Genomic DNA, 18095 nt, shown 5'->3' with positions numbered 1-18095 from the left:
GGGTCAGCTCCGGCCGGCCGGCTCCGGCACGCCGTGGGCGTCGGCCAGCGGGGTCGGGCCGTGGCCGTGGCCGTGGCCCGGGCTGTCCGCGCGGCCGGGCCACCAGGCGCGGTGACCGAGCAGCGCGGTGAGCGCAGGTGTGAAGAACATCGCCATCACGAAGGCCGCCAGCACGATGCCGAAGGCCAGCGAGAAGCCGAGCTCCATGAAGAGCACGTTGCCCGCGAACATGAAGGTCGCGAAGGACGCCGCCAGGATGAAGCCGGCCGCCGCGACGGTCGGGCCGCCGTGCTTGACGGCCTCGCGGGCCGCGTCGCGCGGGTTGCGGCCCTCACGGGCCTCCTCGCGGAGGCGGGCGATGATCAGGATGTTGTAGTCCGTGCCGATCGCCACCACGAAGAGGTAGATGAAGATCGGCAGCATGAACATCAGGCCGGGCTCGCCCTTGACGTTCTGGAACAGCAGGGTGGTGGCGCCGAGGGTCGCACCGAAGCCGAGGCCGACGGAGGCCATCAGGTACCAGGGGGCGACCACGCTGCGCAGCTGGAGGCCCAGGATGAGCATGATGAGCACGGCCGCGATCGGGAAGACCAGCGTGTAGTCGTGCACCATCGCGGTGTTGATGTCCTTGTACACCGCGGTGACGCCGCCGACCAGCGCCTTGCTGCCGGACGGGGCCGACGCGTGGGCGGTGTCCCTGACCTTCTCGATGGTGTCGATGGCCTTGTTGGAGGCCGGCACGTCCTTGAGCAGGACGGTGAAGTCACCGGTGGCACCGTCGGCGCTGATCGTCTTGGCCTCGGCGCTCGGCGCGACCACGCTGGCCACCCCGGGGACGCCCTGGAGCTTGTCGGCGAAGTCCTTGATCGCCGCGTCGCCGAGCTTGGCTCCGCCGCTGCTGGTCAGGAAGACGTGGCTGGGGTCGGCGGCGCCGGCCGAGAAGGCCGACATCAGCTTCTCCTCGACGACGATCGACTCCTTGCCCTTGGGCATCGAGCTGCCGGCCAGGTCGTAGGTGCCGTTGTAGTTCACGCCGGCCAGGGCAAGCACCAGCAGGACGCCGCCGGAGACCAGGGCGACCAGGCCGGGCTTCTTGCCGGTCATCCGGCCCAGCGCGGCGAAGCGGGCGTTCGACGGCTCCTGCATCCACTTCTTGCCGGGCCAGAACACGCCCTTGGACGGGATGACGGCGAGCACGGCGGGGGCCAGGGTCAGCGAGACCAGGGCGGTCGCGATGACGGCGATGGCCAGTGCCGGGCCGAGCGCGGTGAACATGCCCAGGCTGGAGAGGACCAGGACGGCGAAGGCGACGGCGACGGCACCGGCGGCGGAGGCGATCGCCTCGCCGACCCGGCCGACGGCGTTGGCGACGGCCGTCTTGCGGTCCTCGCCCAGGCGCAGCCGCTCGCGGTAGCGGAACGCCAGGAAGAGGAAGTAGTCGGTGCCGACGCCGAGGACCACGATGATCAGGATCGCCGAGGTCATCGGGGAGGACTTGAGGTCGAACATCTTGATCGCGTCGGCGATCAGGCCGTTGGCCACCGGCATCGCGATGGCCAGCGAGAGTATGACCGGCAGGATGCCGGCCAGGATGCTGCGGAAGATGATGCCGACGATCAGGATGACCAGCAGCAGGCTGCCGAACATGACGATGGCGTCGGTGGCGCCGGAGGCGTCCTGCTGGTCCAGGGCGCTCGCGGCCCCGCCGCCGACCTGGAACTTCAGGCCGGAGCCGTCGGCGAGCTTGGTGCCCTCGCTGCGCAGCTTCTTCGCGGCTTCGGTGTACTCCTCGCTCTGCATCTTGGTCTTGTCGATGGCGACCATGGACAGCGCGTACTTGCCGTCCTTGGACATCGAGGTCTTGGGGTCGACGGGCACGACCGTCTCGACGGCGGGGATGTGCGCGTCGGTGAGGCCCTTGACGACCTTGTCCATCGTGGCCTGGTCGGCGCCGTTCAGCGCCTGGCCGTCGTTGCGCTCGAAGAGCAGCAGCGCGGCCGGGGTGAAGCTCGACGGGAAGGCCTCTCCTTGGAGCTGCGCCGCCTGGATGGACTCGTAGTGCTTGGGCAGGAACGCGGACTCGTCCGTCTGCGAGGTGACCTTCGGCGCCGTCATGACGATGGCGAGCATCGCGACGACCCATGCGGCGATCACCCACCACGCACGGCGAACGACGAATTGTCCTAGTCGGTGGAACATGCTCGTGATGCCTCCTGGGCATGGTTCACCGCAGCCCTCGGGGGACGGGTTTCGGGGCGACGGCAAGGCCGGCTCGGGAACGCCCGCGGGCGCTCACTTGCCGGTCGGCAGGTAAGTGGATCTGGGGCATCATCCTACGAGCACTTGCTTGCCGCCCGGCAAGGAGCCCCCGCGTGTTTCAACCCCCGTCGGGCCGCCACGAAGCGGCCCCGGCCCAGTTTCTCCCGGGCGCGGGCCCGTTGACCTCGTACTGCGGGTGGAGACTTCTCCCCCTCAGGGTGGAGGTGGATCCCCTACCCCCCAGGAGGAGATCTCGGGGTCGGGGGGTAGGGAAAACCCCACCCGGCCCCCGAGGAGAGCACCAGGAAGAGGCCACCCGCCAGCCGGATTAACCGTCAACCCCCGCTTCCCTACTGTCGATCGGGACGCCGGACCGCAGTCGGCGCACCGCGATCGGCGGCTCCCGCGACCCGGGGCCGCCGCCGCTCCCGTCCGGCGACGACCGCCGAATCTCCCAGGGGGGAAGAACCACCGTGAAGCCCGTGAAGCCCAGACTCGGCCTGGCGGCGGCGATGGGCGCCTGGAGCGCCCGGCACCGCAGGACGGCCGTGTTCGGCTGGCTGCTGTTCGTCGTCCTGACCGCCGTCCTCGGCGGCCTGCACGGCAGCACCAGGATCACCGAAGCCGAGCAGGTCCCCGGGCAGGTCTCCCGGGCCGCGCGGATCCTCGACGAGGCCGGCCTGAAGAGCCCGGCCGGCGAGACCGTGCTGGTCCAGAGTGCCACCCGCAGCGCCGACGACCCGGAGTTCCGCGCCGCCGTCGCCCAGGTGGTCGCCGCCGTCAACGGCACCGGCGAGGCCGCCGAGGTCCACTCGCCGTACGACACCAAGGCGGTCTCCGCCGACGGCCACTCCGCGCTGGTGACGCTGACCCTCAAGGGCGACGCCACCGAGGCCGTGGACCACGTCCAGCCGGTACTGGACGCGGTGGCCGGCGTGCAGAAGCGGAACCCCGACCTGACCGTGGTCCAGCTCGGCGACGCCAGCTCCGGCAAGTGGGTGCAGGACCAGCTCACCAACGACTTCGCCCGCGCCGAGTGGACGGCCGTGCCGCTCGCCCTCGGCATCCTGCTGGTCGCCTTCGGCGCGCTGGTCGCCGCCGTGCTGCCGGTGGTGCTGGCACTCACCGCCTTCGTCGCCGCCGCCGGGCTGGTCGCGCTCGGCAGCGGGTTCCTGCACACCAGCGGCGACGCCAGCTCGGTGATGCTGCTGGTCGGCCTCGCCGTCGGCGTCGACTACTGCCTGTTCTACCTGCGCCGCGAACGCGAGGAGCGGGCCGCCGGGCGCGACGCCGCCACCGCGCTGGCCGTGGCCGCCGCCACCAGCGGCCGGGCGGTGCTGGTCTCCGGCATCACCGTGGTCGTCGCCATGGCCGGCATGTTCCTCACCGGGATCTCCACCTTCAAGGCGATGGCCTTCGCCACCATCGTGGTCGTGATCACCGCCGTGCTCGGCTCGCTCACCGTGCTGCCCGCGCTGCTGTCGCTGCTCGGCGACCGGGTCGAGAAGGGCCGGATCCCGTTCCTCGCCAAGCTGCGCCGCCCGGACACCGGACAGGACGGCGGACGGTTCTGGAACGCGGTGCTGACCCCGGTGCTGCGCCGCCCGCTGGCCGCCACCGTGCTCGCCTGCGCCTTCCTGCTGGCCCTGGCCGCACCGCTGCTCACCATGCACACCGCCAAGCTGACCTTCCAGCAGCAGCTGCCCAGGGGCAACGCCCTGGTCGCCGCCTCGCAGAAGATCGAGGCCGCCTTCCCCGGCAGCCCCGCCCCCGCCACCGTGGTGATCAGGGCCGCCGACATCGACTCCCCCGCGATGACCGCCGCGATCGCCGAGCTCCAGGCCAGGGCGCTGGCCGGCGGGCGGATGCACGGCCCGGTGGAGGTCGCCGTGCACGCCGACCGGAACGTGGCCGTCGTCACCATCCCGCTCAACGGCAGCGGCAACGACGCCACCAGCAACGACGCCCTGAAGAGCCTGCGCGAGGACCTGCTGCCCGCCACCGTGCTCAAGGTGCCCGGCAGCGAGGCGCCGGTCACCGGCCAGACCGCCGCCTCGTACGACTTCAACCGGAAGATGACCGGCTCGATGCCGCTGGTCTTCGCCTTCGTCGTCGCCTTCGCCTTCCTGCTGATGCTCACCTCGTTCCGCTCCCCAGTCGTCGCGGCCACCGCCGTGGTGCTCAACCTGCTCTCGGTGGGCGCCGCGTACGGCGTGCTGACGCTGGTCTTCCAGCACGGCATGGGCGCCTCGCTGCTGGGCACCGCCGGGGTCGGCGCGGTGGAGTCCTGGGTGCCGCTGTTCCTCTTCGTGATCCTCTTCGGGCTCTCGATGGACTACCACGTGTTCGTGGTCTCCCGGATCAAGGAGGGCCGTGACCGCGGCCTGCCGACCCGGGCCGCCGTCGCCCACGGCATCCGCTCCACGGCCGGGGTGGTCACCAGCGCCGCGGTGATCATGGTGGGGGTGTTCTCGGTCTTCGGCTCACTGTCCATGCAGGTGATGAAGCAGATGGGCGTGGGCCTGGCGGTCGCGGTGCTGATCGACGCCACGGTGATCCGCGCGGTGCTGCTGCCCTCGGTGATGACGCTGCTGGGCGAGCGCAACTGGTACCTGCCGCGCTGGCTGCACTGGCTGCCGGACCTCTCGCACGGCGAGTCCGTCCCGCCGCTCGGCGCCGACGGGGCCGCGCCGCCCGCCCGGCCGGCCGCCGCGGCGACGGAGGGGGCGCGCCACCGCCGGGCCGGGGTCTGAGCCCCCCGCCGGAACGCCCCGACGCCGGGTCCCGCAACGCGCGGGGCCCGGCGTCCGTGCGTCATGATGATCACCGTCCGGGATCCTCCGGACGAACGTCGGCGGAACGGAACCAGTCATGATCCCCTTCGACGAGGGCCGCGCCCGGCTGCTGCTCGCCCAGGCCTGCGAGTCGGCCGGACTGGCCGCCCCCGACGGGGCCACGCTGCTCGCCCTCGGCGAGAACGCCGTCTTCGACCTCGGCGTCCCGGCCGTGGTCGCCAAGGTCGGCCGCGGCCCCGAGCTGTACGACCGGGCGCACCGCGAGCTGGCCCTCGCCCACTGGCTGGCCGGGCAGGACGTGCCGGTGGTCCGCCCGTACGACGCGGTGGCGCCCGAGCCGCAGCTCGCCGACGGCCACCCGGTCACCTTCTGGCACCGGCTCGCGCCCGCCGTCCGGCCCGCCCGCCCGGTCGACCTCGCCCCGCTGCTGCGCGTCCTGCACCGGCTGCCGCTGCCGCCCTTCACGCTCGGCCGGCGCGACCTGCTGGCCCCGGTCGAACGCTGGCTGGCCTCCGCCGAGGGCCACGTCGACCCGGCGGACGTCGCCTTCCTGCGCCACCGCCGGGACGCCTTCGAGGCCGCCCTGCCGGACCTCGTCCCGCAGCTGCACCCCGGGGTGATCCACGGCGACGCGCTGCCGCGCAACGTCCACATCGGCCCCGAAGGCCCGGTGCTGCTCGACCTGGAGTTCATGGCGAACGACCTGCGCGAGCACGACCTGGTGGTCCTCGCGCTCAGCCAGGACCGGTACGGCGTGCCCGCCGAGGAGTACCGGGCGTTCACCGAGGCGTACGGCTGGGACGTGCGCGAGTGGCCCGGCTTCACGGTGCTGCGCGGCGCCCGGGAGACCGCCAGCGCCTCCTGGGTGGCGCAGCAGGCGGCCAGCAACCCGGCCGCGCTGAAGGAGTTCCGGCGCCGGGTGGACTCGCTGCGGGACGGGGCCACGGAGGTGCGCTGGTACCCGTTCTGACGGCCCTCCCGTTACCCGTGGCGGGGCGGCTCTGCCAGCGGGGCGGGTGTGAGAAGACTCTTACGGCGGTTCGGTCCGGTCAGCAACCGAGGAACGTACGATCGGCGTCCTATCGGACAGTCGTCCTGACCCGAGAGATCGGCACCGTACTCGCACCTCAGGAGCCGCCGCCATGCACCGGACCGCCCGCCGCCGCCCCTTCGCCCCGACCCGACCGTCCCGCTCCCGGCGCCGGCTGCTGGCGGGCTGTGTGGTGGTGGCCGCCGCCCTGGGGCTGGCCGCGTGCGGGACGGCCGGCAGGGCGCCCCAGGCGGCGCCGAGCGCGGCCGCGGCCGGGACGCCGTCCCCGGACGCCGCCCGGCCGAGCGGGACGGCGGCGACCACCATCGCGCCGGCACCCGGCTCGGACGCCGCGCCGCCGGTCTCCCCCGCGGCCCCCTCCGCGCCCGCCGCCGCCCCGTCGGCGCCGGCGAAGCCGAACCCGCCCGCGGCCACGGGCTCCCCGGTGTCCACCGCGCCCGCCACGCCGGCCGCCACCCCGACCGCACCGGCCGCCGACCCGTCCTCGCCCGCCGCGCCGCCCCCGCACACCGGGGCGGGCACCGTGATCGGCTCCACCGCCTCCGGCGGCCGCACCGTGGCGCTCACCTTCGACGACGGCCCCGGCCCGGCCACCGGCCAGATCCTCGACCTGCTGGCCCAGTACCACGTCAAGGCCACCTTCTGCGAGATCGGCCAGAACGCCGCCGCCAACCCGGCCATGGTCAAGCGCGTCCTGGCCGCCGGGCACCGGCTCTGCGACCACAGCGTCCACCACCCGCAGCCGTTCGCGAAGCTCCCGCACGACAAGGCCGTGCACGAGATCACCGCCGCCCGGGACATGATCGTCCAGGCGGGCGGCCCCGGCACCGAGGTCGGCTGGTTCCGCGCCCCGGGCGGCGGCTTCAACACCGACAACGAGCAGATCACCGCGAGCCTGGGGATGTCCTCGCTCGGCTGGTCCGTCGACCCGCGCGACTGGGCGCGGCCGGGGACGCCGGCGATCGTCTCGGCCGTGCAGAAGCAGCTCAAGCCCGGCGGCGTCATCCTGATGCACGACGGGGGCGGCGACCGCGGCCAGACCGTGGCCGCGCTCAAGCAGCTGCTGCCCTGGCTGGTCGCCCAGGGCTACACCTTCGACTTCCCGGCCGCGTAGGGCCGCCGGGGCCCGCCACCGCGGGATGTTTCCCCCTCGTTCACCGGCCGGACGGCGGCCCCCACACCGCCCGCCCCGGCCGCCGCACTAGCCTCCCGGCATGACTGCCGGCGCTCCGTCGAGCTCCCGACTCCCTTACCTCGAACGGCGCCTGGGCTTCGGACGGGCGCTCGCGGCGCTGCTCCTGCTGGCGCTGTGCGCGATGGCCGGCCGGCTGTTCGCGGCCGGGGTGGTCGCCTACCGCGACCCGGAGACCTGCTCGCCGCTCTGCCTCGGCTCGCCCTACACCCAGGCGTACTGGGCCGGCGCCGCGCTGTGCTGGCTGACGGGCATGGTCGGCGCGGCGATGGTGGGCCGCTCCCCCGGCGCCGGCGCCCCGAACCGGCTGCCCGCCGGCGGGGTCCTGCTCCTCGCCATCCTGGCCGGGGCGCTCGGCGCGGTCTACGGGCCCGGCGGGCCGTACCGGGCCGCGCTGCCCGCCGTCGGGCTCCTGGCGGCGCTCACCCTGATCCTGGTCACCCTGTCCGAGTCCCGGCTCCGGGCGCAGTACCGCACGTACCGGGCCGCCCGGACGACCGCCGACCGGCTCGCCGCGCACGGGGTGAGCACCACCGGCACCGTCACCGCCGTCCAGCCCGGTGAGCCGACGGGCTTCGCCCAGCCGCAGTTCCGGCTCACCGTCGGCTACGCGGCCCCCGACGGCGTCGCCCGCAGCCTGGTCTGCGTGGTCCGCGTCCAGGCCTACCTCGCGCCCCGGGTCGGGCAGTTGATGACCGTCCGCTACGACCCGCTGGCGCCGGACACCGCCGAGGCCGCCATCGTGGCCCCGCCCGAGGGGGTCTGACGCCGCAGGCGGGCCCGGGGCCCGGGCCCGGCGCGGTGGAAGCCCGGCTCGGCGACCATCGGGCCGGACCGGTGCTCGACCTCGGCGGCGAGCGCGAGGAAGCCGGGCAGGTCCGCGGGGCGGGCGGGGCGTACCGCGCGGACGTCCGTCACCGGGCGGGCCAGCGCGGGTCGACCACCGCCTGCGGGTCCTTGCCGCGGCGCAGCCAGGCCTGGAGGCCCTCGGCCCACTGCCGGTACCAGTCGATCTGCCTCCGGTGCAGCTCGGCCGGGTCCAGCGCGCCGACCTCGTTCGGGTAGCGGCCGGCCAGCGCGACGGCGACCCGGACGGCGGCCAGCGCGTCGCTGCCCGCCTCGTGGGCGTCCGTCAGCTCCACCCCGTACAGCTCGCAGACCCGCTGCAGGGTGCGCGAGCCCTTGCGGTACTTGTCCACGGCGCGGTCGATCACCAGCGCGTCCAGCACCGGCCCGACGGGGCGGCCCAGGCGCTCGGCGAGCGTCGCCAGCCCGTGCCGGCGCAGCTCGGCGTCGAGCAGCGACAGGTCGAACGGCGCGTTGAACGCCACCACCGGCCGCCCGTCGGCGATCCGCTCGCACAGCGCGGCGGCTATCTCCTCCACCGCCTCCTTCGCCGGTCTGCCCTTGCTCCGCGCCACCTCGTCCCCGATCCCGTGGATCGCCTCCGCCTCGGCGGGTATCGGCACCCCGGGGTCGAGCAGCCAGTGCGCGGCGCCCACCAGGGCGGCCCCGACGGTGTCCACGAGCGCGGCCGTGACGATGCGGTCCACGGCCGGGTCGGTGCCCGTGGTCTCCAGGTCGAAGCCGACCAGTGGCTGCTGCCACCAGCTCATCAGGTGTGTCCTTCCGTCCTGCCTCTCGAAACAGCCCCTATCATCACCCGCCCCACCGACAGCCCGACCCACGGGGAGCCCGATCATGGACCCGTCCGCCCTACGCTGTTCCTCGGACCTGAGCGAAGGAGCCGACCATGAGCACCGCCCCGAACCTGCCCGTACCCCCGCGCCGAGCTGACAGCGTCCACCCGCTGCGGACGATCAGGGAGATCCGTGGATCGCTGCCCGCGGACCAGGTCAAGCACTTCGATGCCGAGCTCGCCGACACCGACATCGACGCGCTGCCGGCGATACTGCACCGCTGGGCGACACTGGGGACCGACGGTTTCGTCGACTGGCTCCTGTCGACGCCCTTCGAAGGGGTGGAGTTCGGGGCGCGCTCCTACGACGACCCGGCGGGCTCCGAGTGATCTACCTGCTGGACACCAACGTGGTCGCCGAGCTCACCACGCGACCCAAGCCGGCGCCCGCTGTCACCGACTGGGCGCGTTCCGTCCCGGCCACCTCACACCGTCTCAGCGTCATCACCGTCGCGGAGGTCCAGGCAGGCGTCGATGCCACGCCCGATCCACTGCGCCGGGCCGTGCTTGAGCGGGTCCTCGACGGCGTGCGAGCCGAGTATCAGGGCCGGATCGCCGACATCGGCGAACGGGAGGCCGCCGCGTACCTCGCCGTCCACCGCCGGCTCAAGAGCGCGGGGACGAGCATCGACCCGCCCGATGCGCTGATCGCGGCCACGGCCATCGCGAACGGGTGGACGCTCGTCAGTCGTAACGTCAAGCACCTGGCGCGGACCGGGGCGGCCGTCCTGAATCCGTGGGAGTACTGAGAGTCCCTTCCGGCTCGTCGTAGCGGCCGAGGCGTTCGAGGTCGGCGCGCATGACCCGGGCCCGCAGTTCGGCGACGGGTTCGAGGTCCTCGGGTGTGGCGGGGCGCAGGCTCCAGTCTGGTTCGCTGTTCACGGCCGCAGTCTGGCAGCGGCGCGACCGCCCCGACCAGCGCCTTTTCGAGGGCGCGCGGCTCAGGAGACGGGCCGGGAGTCGGCCCAGACGCCCTCGAACTCCTCGCGGTAGACCTCCAGCAGTCCGGGTTCGGTGCCGCCAGGCTGCTGGCCGGCGCCGCCGCGCAGCACCAGGGCCGGGGACTCCATGCCGCGGGCGCGGCGCAGGTAGGGCTGGACGACGCCGAGGTCGCGGCCCTGCCGTCGGCCGCCGGCCTGGCCGGCGGTGCGGGGGCCCTCGACGAGGTAGGCGGTGAAGCGCGGGGTCTCGTCGAAGACCCGGATCTCGAAGCCGCCCTGGTCCCGCAGCCGGGCCCGCACCCGCCGCACGTGCATGATGTTCATCTCGATGGAGCGGGACAACTCGCTGCGCCCGAGACCGAGTTCGCGTTCGCGGCGGCGCACCGCGCTGCTCGCCGGGTTGAGGAAGAGCAGCCGCACCCGGCAGCCCTCGCCGGCCAGGCGCACCAGGCGCTTGCCGGTGTAGTTCTGGCAGAGCATGCCGAGGCCGATGCCGAGCGCGTCCAGGCGCCGGGCGCCGTCCAGCAGGTCCTCGACGGGCAGGTCGCGCTGGAGCCGGACCCGGTCGGCGTGCACGGCGACGACGTCGGCGTACCGGCCGGCCACCAGGGACTCGACCACGTCGGCGGGCACCCCGCCGGCGCCGCCGTCCAGCACGGCCAGCAGCCGGGCGGCGGCCCGTTCGGTCTGGGCGAGCACGGTCTGGGTGAGCACCCGGTTGCGGGAGACCACGTGCCGGGCCACCTCCAGCTCGTCCAGCGCCAGTTCGATCTCGCGCCGGTCGGCCAGGTACGGCTCGAAGCAGGGCCAGTGCTGCACCATCAGTTCGCGCAGCTGGGGCAGGGTGAGGAAGACCAGCGGGTCGTCGTCGGCCGGGTCGAGGAGGTAGCCCTTGCGGCGGCTGACCTCGCGGACGGCTCCGGCCCGGTGCGCCCATTCCTCGCCGGCCGGCCCGGCGGCGGCGGTGACCCAGTCCTCGCCGTGGGCGGGGGCGTAGATCGGGTGCAGCACCTCGTCGACCAGGGCGCGCAGCCGCTGTTCGACGAGGTTGAGCCAGACGTAGGCGCGGCCGGACAGCCGGACCCGCTGGTAGGCGTCCTCCCATTCGCCGGCCGACCAGGCCAGGGCGGGCACCTCGATCGGGCCGCCCTGGGCGGGCACCAGGGCCCGGCCGGTCAGGGTGGGGCGCATGACGACCGTGGGCGCCTCGCTGCGGGCCGCGCCCCGGCCGGGGCCGTCGGCGGGGAACACCATGCGCCACCTCGTCTGGTCTGCTGCGGCCGACCCCCGCGGGCGCGGGGGCCGCTGACTCCCTGTGACTTCCTGGAGGCCCGCCCACGCGGCCGGACGATCAAGGGTACTGCCCGTCGCGAGCCGTTCGCAGCCGGATGCCCGGGGGCTCCCCCGCACCACCGGTCGCACTCTTCACACGAATGCCCGGTGGGCGCTCGTTCGGCCCAACCCGGGCCGGATGTCCCGGCCGCCGGGGACGGGCTCGGGGAGTATGCGCTGTGCCGCCCGTCGCGGCCGCTGTGCCGTGCGTCACGGCGCCCGGTCGCGCACATGCCCGGCCGCCCGGCCGGGAAGAGAGCGTCCGGTCCGGGCAGGCGATCCGGATCACCCTCGGATCACGTGCCAGTTTCCGTCGCCAGGAAGGAAGTTGAGGAGTCATGCAGGTCTGGCCCGGTACGCCCTACCCGCTCGGCGCCACCTACGACGGGGCCGGCACCAACTTCGCGGTGTTCTCCGAGAGCGCCGACCGGATCGAGCTGTGCCTGATCGCCGAGGACGGCTCCGAGACGGCCGTCGAACTGCGCGAGACGGACGCCTTCGTGCGGCACGCCTACCTCCCGGGCGTCCAGCCCGGCCAGCGCTACGGCTTCCGCGTGCACGGTCCGTACAACCCGGGCCTGGGCCAGCGGCACAACAGCGCCAAGCTGCTCCTGGACCCGTACGCCAAGGCGATGAGCGGGCACGTCGACTGGGACGAGTCGGTCTACGGCTACCACTTCGGCGCCCCCGAGCGCCGCAACGACCTGGACTCCGCCCCGCACACGATGCACTCGGTGGTCATCAACCCGTACTTCGACTGGGGCACCGACCGCCCGCCGCGCACCGACTACCACCGCACCGTCATCTACGAGGCCCACGTCAAGGGCCTCACCCGGCTGCACCCGGGCATCCCCGAGGAGATCCGCGGGACGTACGCGGGCCTGGCCCACCCGGCGGTGATCGAGCACCTGGCCAAGCTCGGCGTCACCGCGATCGAGCTGATGCCGGTGCACCAGTTCGTCCGTGACCACCGGCTGCGGGACCTCGGCCTGGCCAACTACTGGGGCTACAACACCGTCGGCTTCTTCGCCCCGCACTCCTCCTACTCCTCCACCGGCGACCGCGGCCAGCAGGTGCAGGAGTTCAAGTCCATGGTCAAGGCGCTGCACGCGGCCGGGATCGAGGTGATCCTGGACGTCGTCTACAACCACACCGCCGAGGGCAACCACCTGGGGCCGACGCTGTCGCTGCGCGGCCTGGACAACGTCTCCTACTACCGCCTCGCCCGGGACCAGCGCTTCTACGAGGACACCACCGGCACCGGCAACAGCCTGCTGATGCGCAGCCCGCACGTGCTCCAGCTGATCATGGACTCGCTGCGCTACTGGGTGACCGAGATGCACGTGGACGGCTTCCGCTTCGACCTCGCCGCCACCCTCGCCCGGCAGTTCCACGAGGTGGACCGGCTGTCCTCCTTCTTCGACCTGGTCCAGCAGGACCCGGTGGTGTCCCAGGCCAAGCTGATCGCCGAGCCCTGGGACCTCGGCGAGGGCGGCTACCAGGTGGGCAACTTCCCGCCGCTGTGGACGGAGTGGAACGGCATGTACCGGGACACCGTGCGGGACCTGTGGCGCGGCGAGAACGCGACCCTCGCCGAGTTCGGCTCCCGGCTCACCGGCTCCTCCGACCTGTACCAGGACGACGGCCGCCGCCCGATCGCCTCGATCAACTTCGTGACCTGCCACGACGGTTTCACCCTGCGCGACCTGGTCTCGTACAACGAGAAGCACAACCAGGCCAACGGCGAGGACAACCGGGACGGCGAGTCCTTCAACCGCTCCTGGAACTGCGGCGTCGAGGGCCCCGGCGCCGACCCGGCCGTCGAGGAGCTGCGGGAGCGCCAGCAGCGGAACTTCATCGCCACCCTGATGCTCTCCCAGGGCGTGCCGATGCTCTCGCACGGCGACGAGCTCGGCCGCACCCAGCTGGGCAACAACAACGCCTACTGCCAGGACAACGAGCTCACCTGGGTGCACTGGCCCGAGGGCGACGGGCCGCAGGCGCGGCTGCTGGAGTTCACCCAGGGGATGATCTGGCTGCGCCGCGACCACCCGGTGTTCCGGCGGCGGCGGTTCTTCCACGGCCGGCCGGTGTCCGCCTCCGGCGGCTTCGACGACCTCACCGACATCGCCTGGTTCACCCCGACCGGGGAGGAGATGACCAAGCGCAACTGGGGCGCCAGCCACGCCAAGTCGCTGACCGTCTTCCTCAACGGCTACGCGATCTCCGAGCCGGACCGGCGCGGCGGGCGGATCGTCGACGACTCCTTCCTGCTGATGTTCAACGCCCACTTCGAGCCGCTGGAGTTCACCGTGCCCGCCGACCACGGGCAGGAGTGGCAGGTCGTGGTCGACACCGCCCGGCCCCGACTGCCCGCCCCGGGCACCGGCGCGCGGGTCAAGGCCGGGGACAGCCTGTGGCTGACCGACCGCTCGCTGATGGTGCTGCAACGGCCCGCGTAGCCGGCGCGCGCGGGCGGTGCCCGAAGGCGGTCCTCGAAGCGGGTCCTCGAAGGCGGTGCCCGGCCGCTCCCCGGGAGCGGCGCGGCCCTTCGGACGGTCGGACAGGTCACCTGTTCGGGTCAGCAGCGGGTCTTGGCGGCGCCCTCCCCCGGGTACCTATGGAGCTATGACCCCCGCCGCCGAGCCCGCGCAGCCCCGCCCGGCCGCCGCCGTCCCCTCGTCGTCGTACCGCCTCCAGCTCCAGCCCGGCTTCACCCTCCGCGACGCCGGCGCCGCCGTCCCCTACCTGGCCGCCCTCGGCGTCTCCCACCTGCACCTCTCCCCGCTGCTGGAGGCCGTCCCCGGCTCCACCCACGGGTACGACACCGTCGACCACACCCGGATCAGCGAGCAGCTCGGCGGGGAGCCGGCGCTGCGCGAGCTGGCCGCCGCCGCGCACCGCCACGGCCTGCGACTGATCGCCGACGTGGTACCCAACCACATGGCCGTGCCCGCCCCCGAGCGGCTCAACCGGCCGCTGTGGCAGGTGCTGCGCGACGGGCCCGACTCGCCGTACGCGCGCTGGTTCGACATCGACTGGACGGCCCAGGCGGGCCCCGTCGACGCCCCCGGGCGCGGTCGGGTGCTGCTGCCGCTGCTCGGCGACCGGCTCGGCGCGGTGCTGGACCAGCTCACCGTGGACGCCGGGGTGCTGCGCTACCACCGGCACGAGCTGCCGCTGCGCCCCGGCACCGAGGAGCTGCCGCTGCCGGAGCTGCTCGCCCGCCAGTGGTACCGGCTGGCCTGGTGGCGGCTGGCCCGCACCGAGCTCAACTACCGGCGCTTCTTCACCGTCAACGAGCTGATCGCACTGCGCGCCGAGGACCCGGAGGTGTTCGCCGCCACCCACGCCGTCCTCCTGCGGCTGCACGCCGACGGCGTCCTGGACGGCTTCCGGATCGACCACCCGGACGGGCTCGCCGACCCGCGCGGCTACCTGGAGCGCCTGGCGGCGGCCACCGGCGGGGCGTACGTCGTGGTCGAGAAGATCCTCACCGGCGAGGAGCGGCTCCCCGCGGACTGGCCGGTGGCCGGCACCACCGGCTACGACGCGCTGCGCCGGATCGACGGCGTGCTCACCGACCACGCGGGTGCCTGCCGCCTCGCCGGGGCGTACGAGTCCTTCCTGCACGGCGGGCCGGTCCGGGACCTCTGTGTCGACCCGCACCCCGCGATCGCCGAGGCCCGGCGCGGGCGCGCCGACATGGCCGGGCCGGACGGCGAGCTCGCCGCCGAGGTCGAGCGGCTGGTGCGGATCGCGCTGCGGATCGGCGCGGCCGAGCCCGCGCACGCCGACCACGCGCCCGGGCAGCTGCGCGCGGCGCTCGGCCGGCTGCTCACCGGCTACCCGGCGTACCGGCCGTACGCCCGGCCCGGCGAGGCGCCGTCGACGGCGTCGGTGGAGCAGCTGCGGGCGGCCCTGGACGGCTCCGCCGACCCGACCGACCGGCTGGTGGCCGCGCTCGCGCTCGGCGAGCTGGGCCGCGGCGCCGACAAGGACGAGTTCTGCGCGCGCTTCGCCCAGACCGCCGCCGCGGTGGCCGCCAAGGGCGTCGAGGACACCGCCTTCTACCGCTGGAACGCCCTGCCGGGCCTCAACGAGGTCGGCGGCGAGCCCGCCCGGCCCGGGCTGCGCCCGGCGGAGTTCCACGACTGGTGCCGCTACCTGGAGCGCACCTGGCCGCACAGCATGACGGTGCTCTCCACCCACGACACCAAGCGCAGCGCCGACGCCCGGACCCGCCTCGCCGTGCTCGCCGAGCGGCCGGACGCCTGGGCCGCCGAGGCCGCCGCGTGGTCCACCGCCGCGGGCCCCGGCTTCGACCGGGACGCCGACTGGCTGCTCTGGCACACCCTGGTCGCCGCCTGGCCGATCGACCCGGACCGGCTGGTCGCCGCCCTGCTCAAGGCCGCCCGGGAGGCCAAGCTGCGCACCTCCTGGACCAGCCCCGACCCCGGCTACGAGCGGGCCCTGGAGCAGCGCGCCCGCTCCGTCCACGGCAACCCCGGGCTGCTCCCCAGGATCGAGGGCGCCGTGCACGCCCTCGCCCCGTACGCCCGCGCCAACACCCTCGCCGCCGCGCTGCTGCACCTCACCGTGCCGGGCGTGCCGGACCTCTACCAGGGCAGCGAGGAGCCGCTGTACACCCTGGTAGACCCGGACAACCGGGGCGTGGTGGACTTCGGGGCGCTCGCCGTGCGGCTGACCGACGCGGCCGCGCCGCGCCCCGGCGACCTCGCCCGGGAGAAGCTGCACCTCACCGCCACCGCGCTGCACCTGCGCCGCGCCCGCCCGCTCGGCCCGTACCGGCCGCTGCACGCCGTGGACCTCTCCGGTGACCACCTGCTGGCCTTCGCCCGGGGCGAGGACGTGGTCACCGCCGTCACCCGGCTGCCGTACGGGCTGGAGCGGGCGGGCGGCTGGCGCGACACCGTGCTGGAGCTGCCGGCGGGCGGGCCGTGGACGGACGAGTTGACCGGGCGGAGCTTCCCGGCGGGCGCGGTGCCGGTGTCCGAGCTGCTGGCGGCCCTGCCGGTGGCGCTGCTGACGAGGAGGGGATGATGCCGGCCTACGAGGTGTGGGCGCCCAACGCGGCCGACCGCGTGCGGGTCGAAGTCAACGGTTTCGCCTACGAGTTGGCCCGCTGCCCGGACCGGGACGGCTGGTGGTCCGGCGAGGCCCCGGCGGGCGACTACGCCTTCCGGCTCGACGACGGCCCGCCGCTGCCCGACCCGCGCTCGGCCCGGCAGCCGCACGGGCCGGACGGGCCGAGCCGCGCGGTGGACCACGCCGCGTTCCGCTGGTCGCAGGAGGGCCGGCGCGGCCGGCCGCTGCCCGGCGCGGTGCTGTACGAACTGCACGTGGGCACCTTCACCGCCCGCGGCACCTTCGACGCCGCAGCCGAACGTCTGGACCACCTGGTCGAGTTGGGCGTGGACTTCGTCGAGCTGATGCCGGTCTGCCCGTTCCCCGGCAAGCACGGCTGGGGCTACGACGGGGTCTCGCCCTGGGCCGTCCACGAGCCCTACGGCGGCCCCGACGGACTCAAGCGCTTCGTGGACGCCGCCCACCGCAGGGGCCTCGGGGTGGTGCTGGACGTCGTCCACAACCACCTCGGCCCCTCCGGCAACCACCTGCCCGCGTACGGCCCGTACTTCACCGACCGGCACCACACCCCGTGGGGCTCGGCGGTCAACCTGGACGCGCCCGGCTCGGACGAGGTGCGCGCCTACCTGATCGGCAGCGCGCTGGCCTGGCTGCGCGACTACCGGATCGACGGGCTGCGGCTGGATGCCGTGCACGCCCTCGTGGACCACAGGGCGGTCCACTTTCTGGAGGAACTCTCCGGCGAGGTGCGGAAGTTGGCCGTCGAGACCAATCGGCCGCTGTTCCTGGTCGCCGAGTCCGACCGCAACACCCCGGCCACCACCGCCCCGCCCGAGGCCGGCGGGCAGGGCCTCACCGCCCAGTGGAGCGACGACTTCCACCACGCCCTGCACTGCGCGCTCACCGGCGAATCCCAGGGCTACTACCGGGACTTCGCGCGCGCGCCGCTCGCCGCCCTCGCCAAGGCGCTCACCCGGGGGTTCTTCCACGACGGCACCTGGTCCTCCTTCCGCGGCCGCACCCACGGGCGCCCGTTCGCCCCGCTCGGCGACGGACACCGGCTGCTCGGCTACCTCCAGACCCACGACCAGGTCGGCAACCGGGCGCTCGGGGACCGCGTCTCCACCAGCCTCTCCCCCGGCCGGCTCGCCTGCGGCGCGGCACTGGTGCTCACCTCGCCGTTCACCCCGATGCTCTTCATGGGCGAGGAGTGGGGAGCCGCCACCCCCTGGCAGTACTTCACCGACCACACCGACCCGGACCTCGCCGAGGCCGTCCGGCAAGGCCGGCGGCGGGAGTTCGCCGAGCACGGCTGGGCCGCCGAGGCCGTCCCCGACCCGCAGGAACCCGCCACCGTACTGCGCTCGGTTCTCGACTGGACCGAGCTCCGGCGCGCCCCGCACACCGAACTGCTTGCCTGGTACCGGCAGTTGATCCGGCTGCGGCGCGAGCGCCCGGAACTGTCCGACCCGGACCTCGGCGCGGTGCGGGTGACGCACGACGAGGCGGCGGGCCTGCTGGTGGTGCACCGGGGGCCGTACCGGATCGCCGTCAACCTCGGGCCGGGCGAGGCCGCGCCGGCACTGGGGGCGACCGGGCGCGAGGTGGTGGCGGCCTTCGGGGCGGCGGCGCTGGAGGGGTCGGCGGTGCGGCTGGCGGCGGACGCGGTGGCGATCGTCGCCGTCTGAGCGTCCGCCTCCGGCAGGAACCCGCCGTG

At 74.2% G+C, this 18095-nt stretch carries 12 protein-coding genes; 9 read left to right on the top strand and 3 right to left on the bottom strand.

All coding sequences use genetic code 11. The features are described from left to right. Window positions 1-3: 3 nt before the first annotated feature. A complete protein-coding gene (locus ACGF0D_RS14745; protein ID WP_392916072.1) occupies window positions 4-2199 on the bottom strand; it encodes an MMPL family transporter in 2196 nt (731 codons plus the stop codon). A gap of 572 nt (window positions 2200-2771) precedes the next feature. Here ACGF0D_RS14745 and ACGF0D_RS14740 point away from each other — a divergent pair. From ACGF0D_RS14740 to ACGF0D_RS14725, 4 genes are all read left to right on the top strand, one after another. Beyond that, a complete protein-coding gene (locus tag ACGF0D_RS14740) occupies window positions 2772-5012 on the top strand; it encodes an MMPL family transporter (protein ID WP_392916235.1) in 2241 nt (746 codons plus the stop codon). Between the two features lie 118 nt (window positions 5013-5130). Then, window positions 5131-6024 (top strand): phosphotransferase enzyme family protein, encoded by an 894-nt coding sequence (locus ACGF0D_RS14735; RefSeq protein WP_392916070.1) that lies wholly within the window; start codon window positions 5131-5133, stop codon window positions 6022-6024. 172 nt (window positions 6025-6196) lie between these two features. Further along, window positions 6197-7219, top strand: a complete 1023-nt coding sequence (locus tag ACGF0D_RS14730; RefSeq protein ID WP_392916068.1) for a polysaccharide deacetylase family protein — start codon at window positions 6197-6199, stop codon at window positions 7217-7219. Window positions 7220-7319: 100 nt separating this feature from the next. Further along, a complete protein-coding gene (locus tag ACGF0D_RS14725) occupies window positions 7320-8063 on the top strand; it encodes a DUF3592 domain-containing protein (RefSeq protein ID WP_392916065.1) in 744 nt (247 codons plus the stop codon). A gap of 148 nt (window positions 8064-8211) precedes the next feature. On the opposite strand, the gene ACGF0D_RS14720 is transcribed toward ACGF0D_RS14725, so the two are convergent. After that, complete coding sequence (locus tag ACGF0D_RS14720; protein WP_392869119.1) at window positions 8212-8913, bottom strand: exonuclease domain-containing protein; 702 nt, start codon at window positions 8911-8913, stop codon at window positions 8212-8214. A gap of 137 nt (window positions 8914-9050) precedes the next feature. Here ACGF0D_RS14720 and ACGF0D_RS14715 point away from each other — a divergent pair, with 137 nt between their 5' ends. Then, window positions 9051-9326, top strand: a complete 276-nt coding sequence (locus tag ACGF0D_RS14715) for a hypothetical protein (RefSeq protein WP_392916062.1) — start codon at window positions 9051-9053, stop codon at window positions 9324-9326. Further along, complete coding sequence (locus ACGF0D_RS14710) at window positions 9323-9745, top strand: type II toxin-antitoxin system VapC family toxin (RefSeq protein WP_392916059.1); 423 nt, start codon at window positions 9323-9325, stop codon at window positions 9743-9745. The genes ACGF0D_RS14715 and ACGF0D_RS14710 overlap by 4 nt, the downstream gene beginning before the upstream one ends. A gap of 192 nt (window positions 9746-9937) precedes the next feature. Here the strand turns inward: ACGF0D_RS14710 and ACGF0D_RS14705 are convergent, their stop codons facing one another. Then, window positions 9938-11128 carry an SAV2148 family HEPN domain-containing protein gene (locus tag ACGF0D_RS14705; protein WP_392916233.1) on the bottom strand — a complete coding sequence of 397 codons (1191 nt, stop codon included), beginning with the start codon at window positions 11126-11128 and terminating at the stop codon, window positions 9938-9940. 479 nt (window positions 11129-11607) lie between these two features. Here ACGF0D_RS14705 and glgX point away from each other — a divergent pair, with 479 nt between their 5' ends. From glgX to treZ, 3 genes are all read left to right on the top strand, one after another. Next, complete coding sequence (gene glgX, locus ACGF0D_RS14700; protein ID WP_392869121.1) at window positions 11608-13731, top strand: glycogen debranching protein GlgX; 2124 nt, start codon at window positions 11608-11610, stop codon at window positions 13729-13731. Between the two features lie 166 nt (window positions 13732-13897). Continuing rightward, window positions 13898-16333: a malto-oligosyltrehalose synthase gene (treY, locus tag ACGF0D_RS14695; RefSeq protein WP_392916057.1), complete on the top strand. Its 2436-nt coding sequence runs from the start codon at window positions 13898-13900 to the stop codon at window positions 16331-16333. After that, a complete protein-coding gene (gene treZ, locus ACGF0D_RS14690) occupies window positions 16333-18066 on the top strand; it encodes a malto-oligosyltrehalose trehalohydrolase (protein WP_392916055.1) in 1734 nt (577 codons plus the stop codon). Before treY ends, treZ begins: the two co-directional genes overlap by 1 nt. Window positions 18067-18095 lie beyond the last annotated feature (29 nt).

Origin of the sequence: Kitasatospora sp. NPDC048298, from assembly GCF_043201465.1 — a bacterium.
In the GTDB taxonomy this organism is placed as follows: domain Bacteria; phylum Actinomycetota; class Actinomycetes; order Streptomycetales; family Streptomycetaceae; genus Kitasatospora.
The sequence above is the reverse complement of the archived record's forward strand: the minus strand, read 5'-3'. Positions and strand labels throughout refer to the sequence as shown.

Excerpts from the sequence above, each read along its gene's own strand:
- ACGF0D_RS14730 (WP_392916068.1), top strand. The coding sequence starts at position 6,197 with ATGCACCGGACCGCCCGCCGCCGCCCCTTCGCCCCGACCCGACCGTCC.
- ACGF0D_RS14705 (WP_392916233.1), bottom strand. The coding sequence starts at position 11,128 with ATGCGCCCCACCCTGACCGGCCGGGCCCTGGTGCCCGCCCAGGGCGGC.
- ACGF0D_RS14725 (WP_392916065.1), top strand. The coding sequence starts at position 7,320 with ATGACTGCCGGCGCTCCGTCGAGCTCCCGACTCCCTTACCTCGAACGG.
- ACGF0D_RS14740 (WP_392916235.1), top strand. The coding sequence starts at position 2,772 with ATGGGCGCCTGGAGCGCCCGGCACCGCAGGACGGCCGTGTTCGGCTGG.
- ACGF0D_RS14715 (WP_392916062.1), top strand. The coding sequence starts at position 9,051 with ATGAGCACCGCCCCGAACCTGCCCGTACCCCCGCGCCGAGCTGACAGC.
- glgX (WP_392869121.1), top strand. The coding sequence starts at position 11,608 with ATGCAGGTCTGGCCCGGTACGCCCTACCCGCTCGGCGCCACCTACGAC.
- ACGF0D_RS14735 (WP_392916070.1), top strand. The coding sequence starts at position 5,131 with ATGATCCCCTTCGACGAGGGCCGCGCCCGGCTGCTGCTCGCCCAGGCC.
- ACGF0D_RS14720 (WP_392869119.1), bottom strand. The coding sequence starts at position 8,913 with ATGAGCTGGTGGCAGCAGCCACTGGTCGGCTTCGACCTGGAGACCACG.
- ACGF0D_RS14745 (WP_392916072.1), bottom strand. The coding sequence starts at position 2,199 with ATGTTCCACCGACTAGGACAATTCGTCGTTCGCCGTGCGTGGTGGGTG.
- treY (WP_392916057.1), top strand. The coding sequence starts at position 13,898 with ATGACCCCCGCCGCCGAGCCCGCGCAGCCCCGCCCGGCCGCCGCCGTC.
- treZ (WP_392916055.1), top strand. The coding sequence starts at position 16,333 with ATGCCGGCCTACGAGGTGTGGGCGCCCAACGCGGCCGACCGCGTGCGG.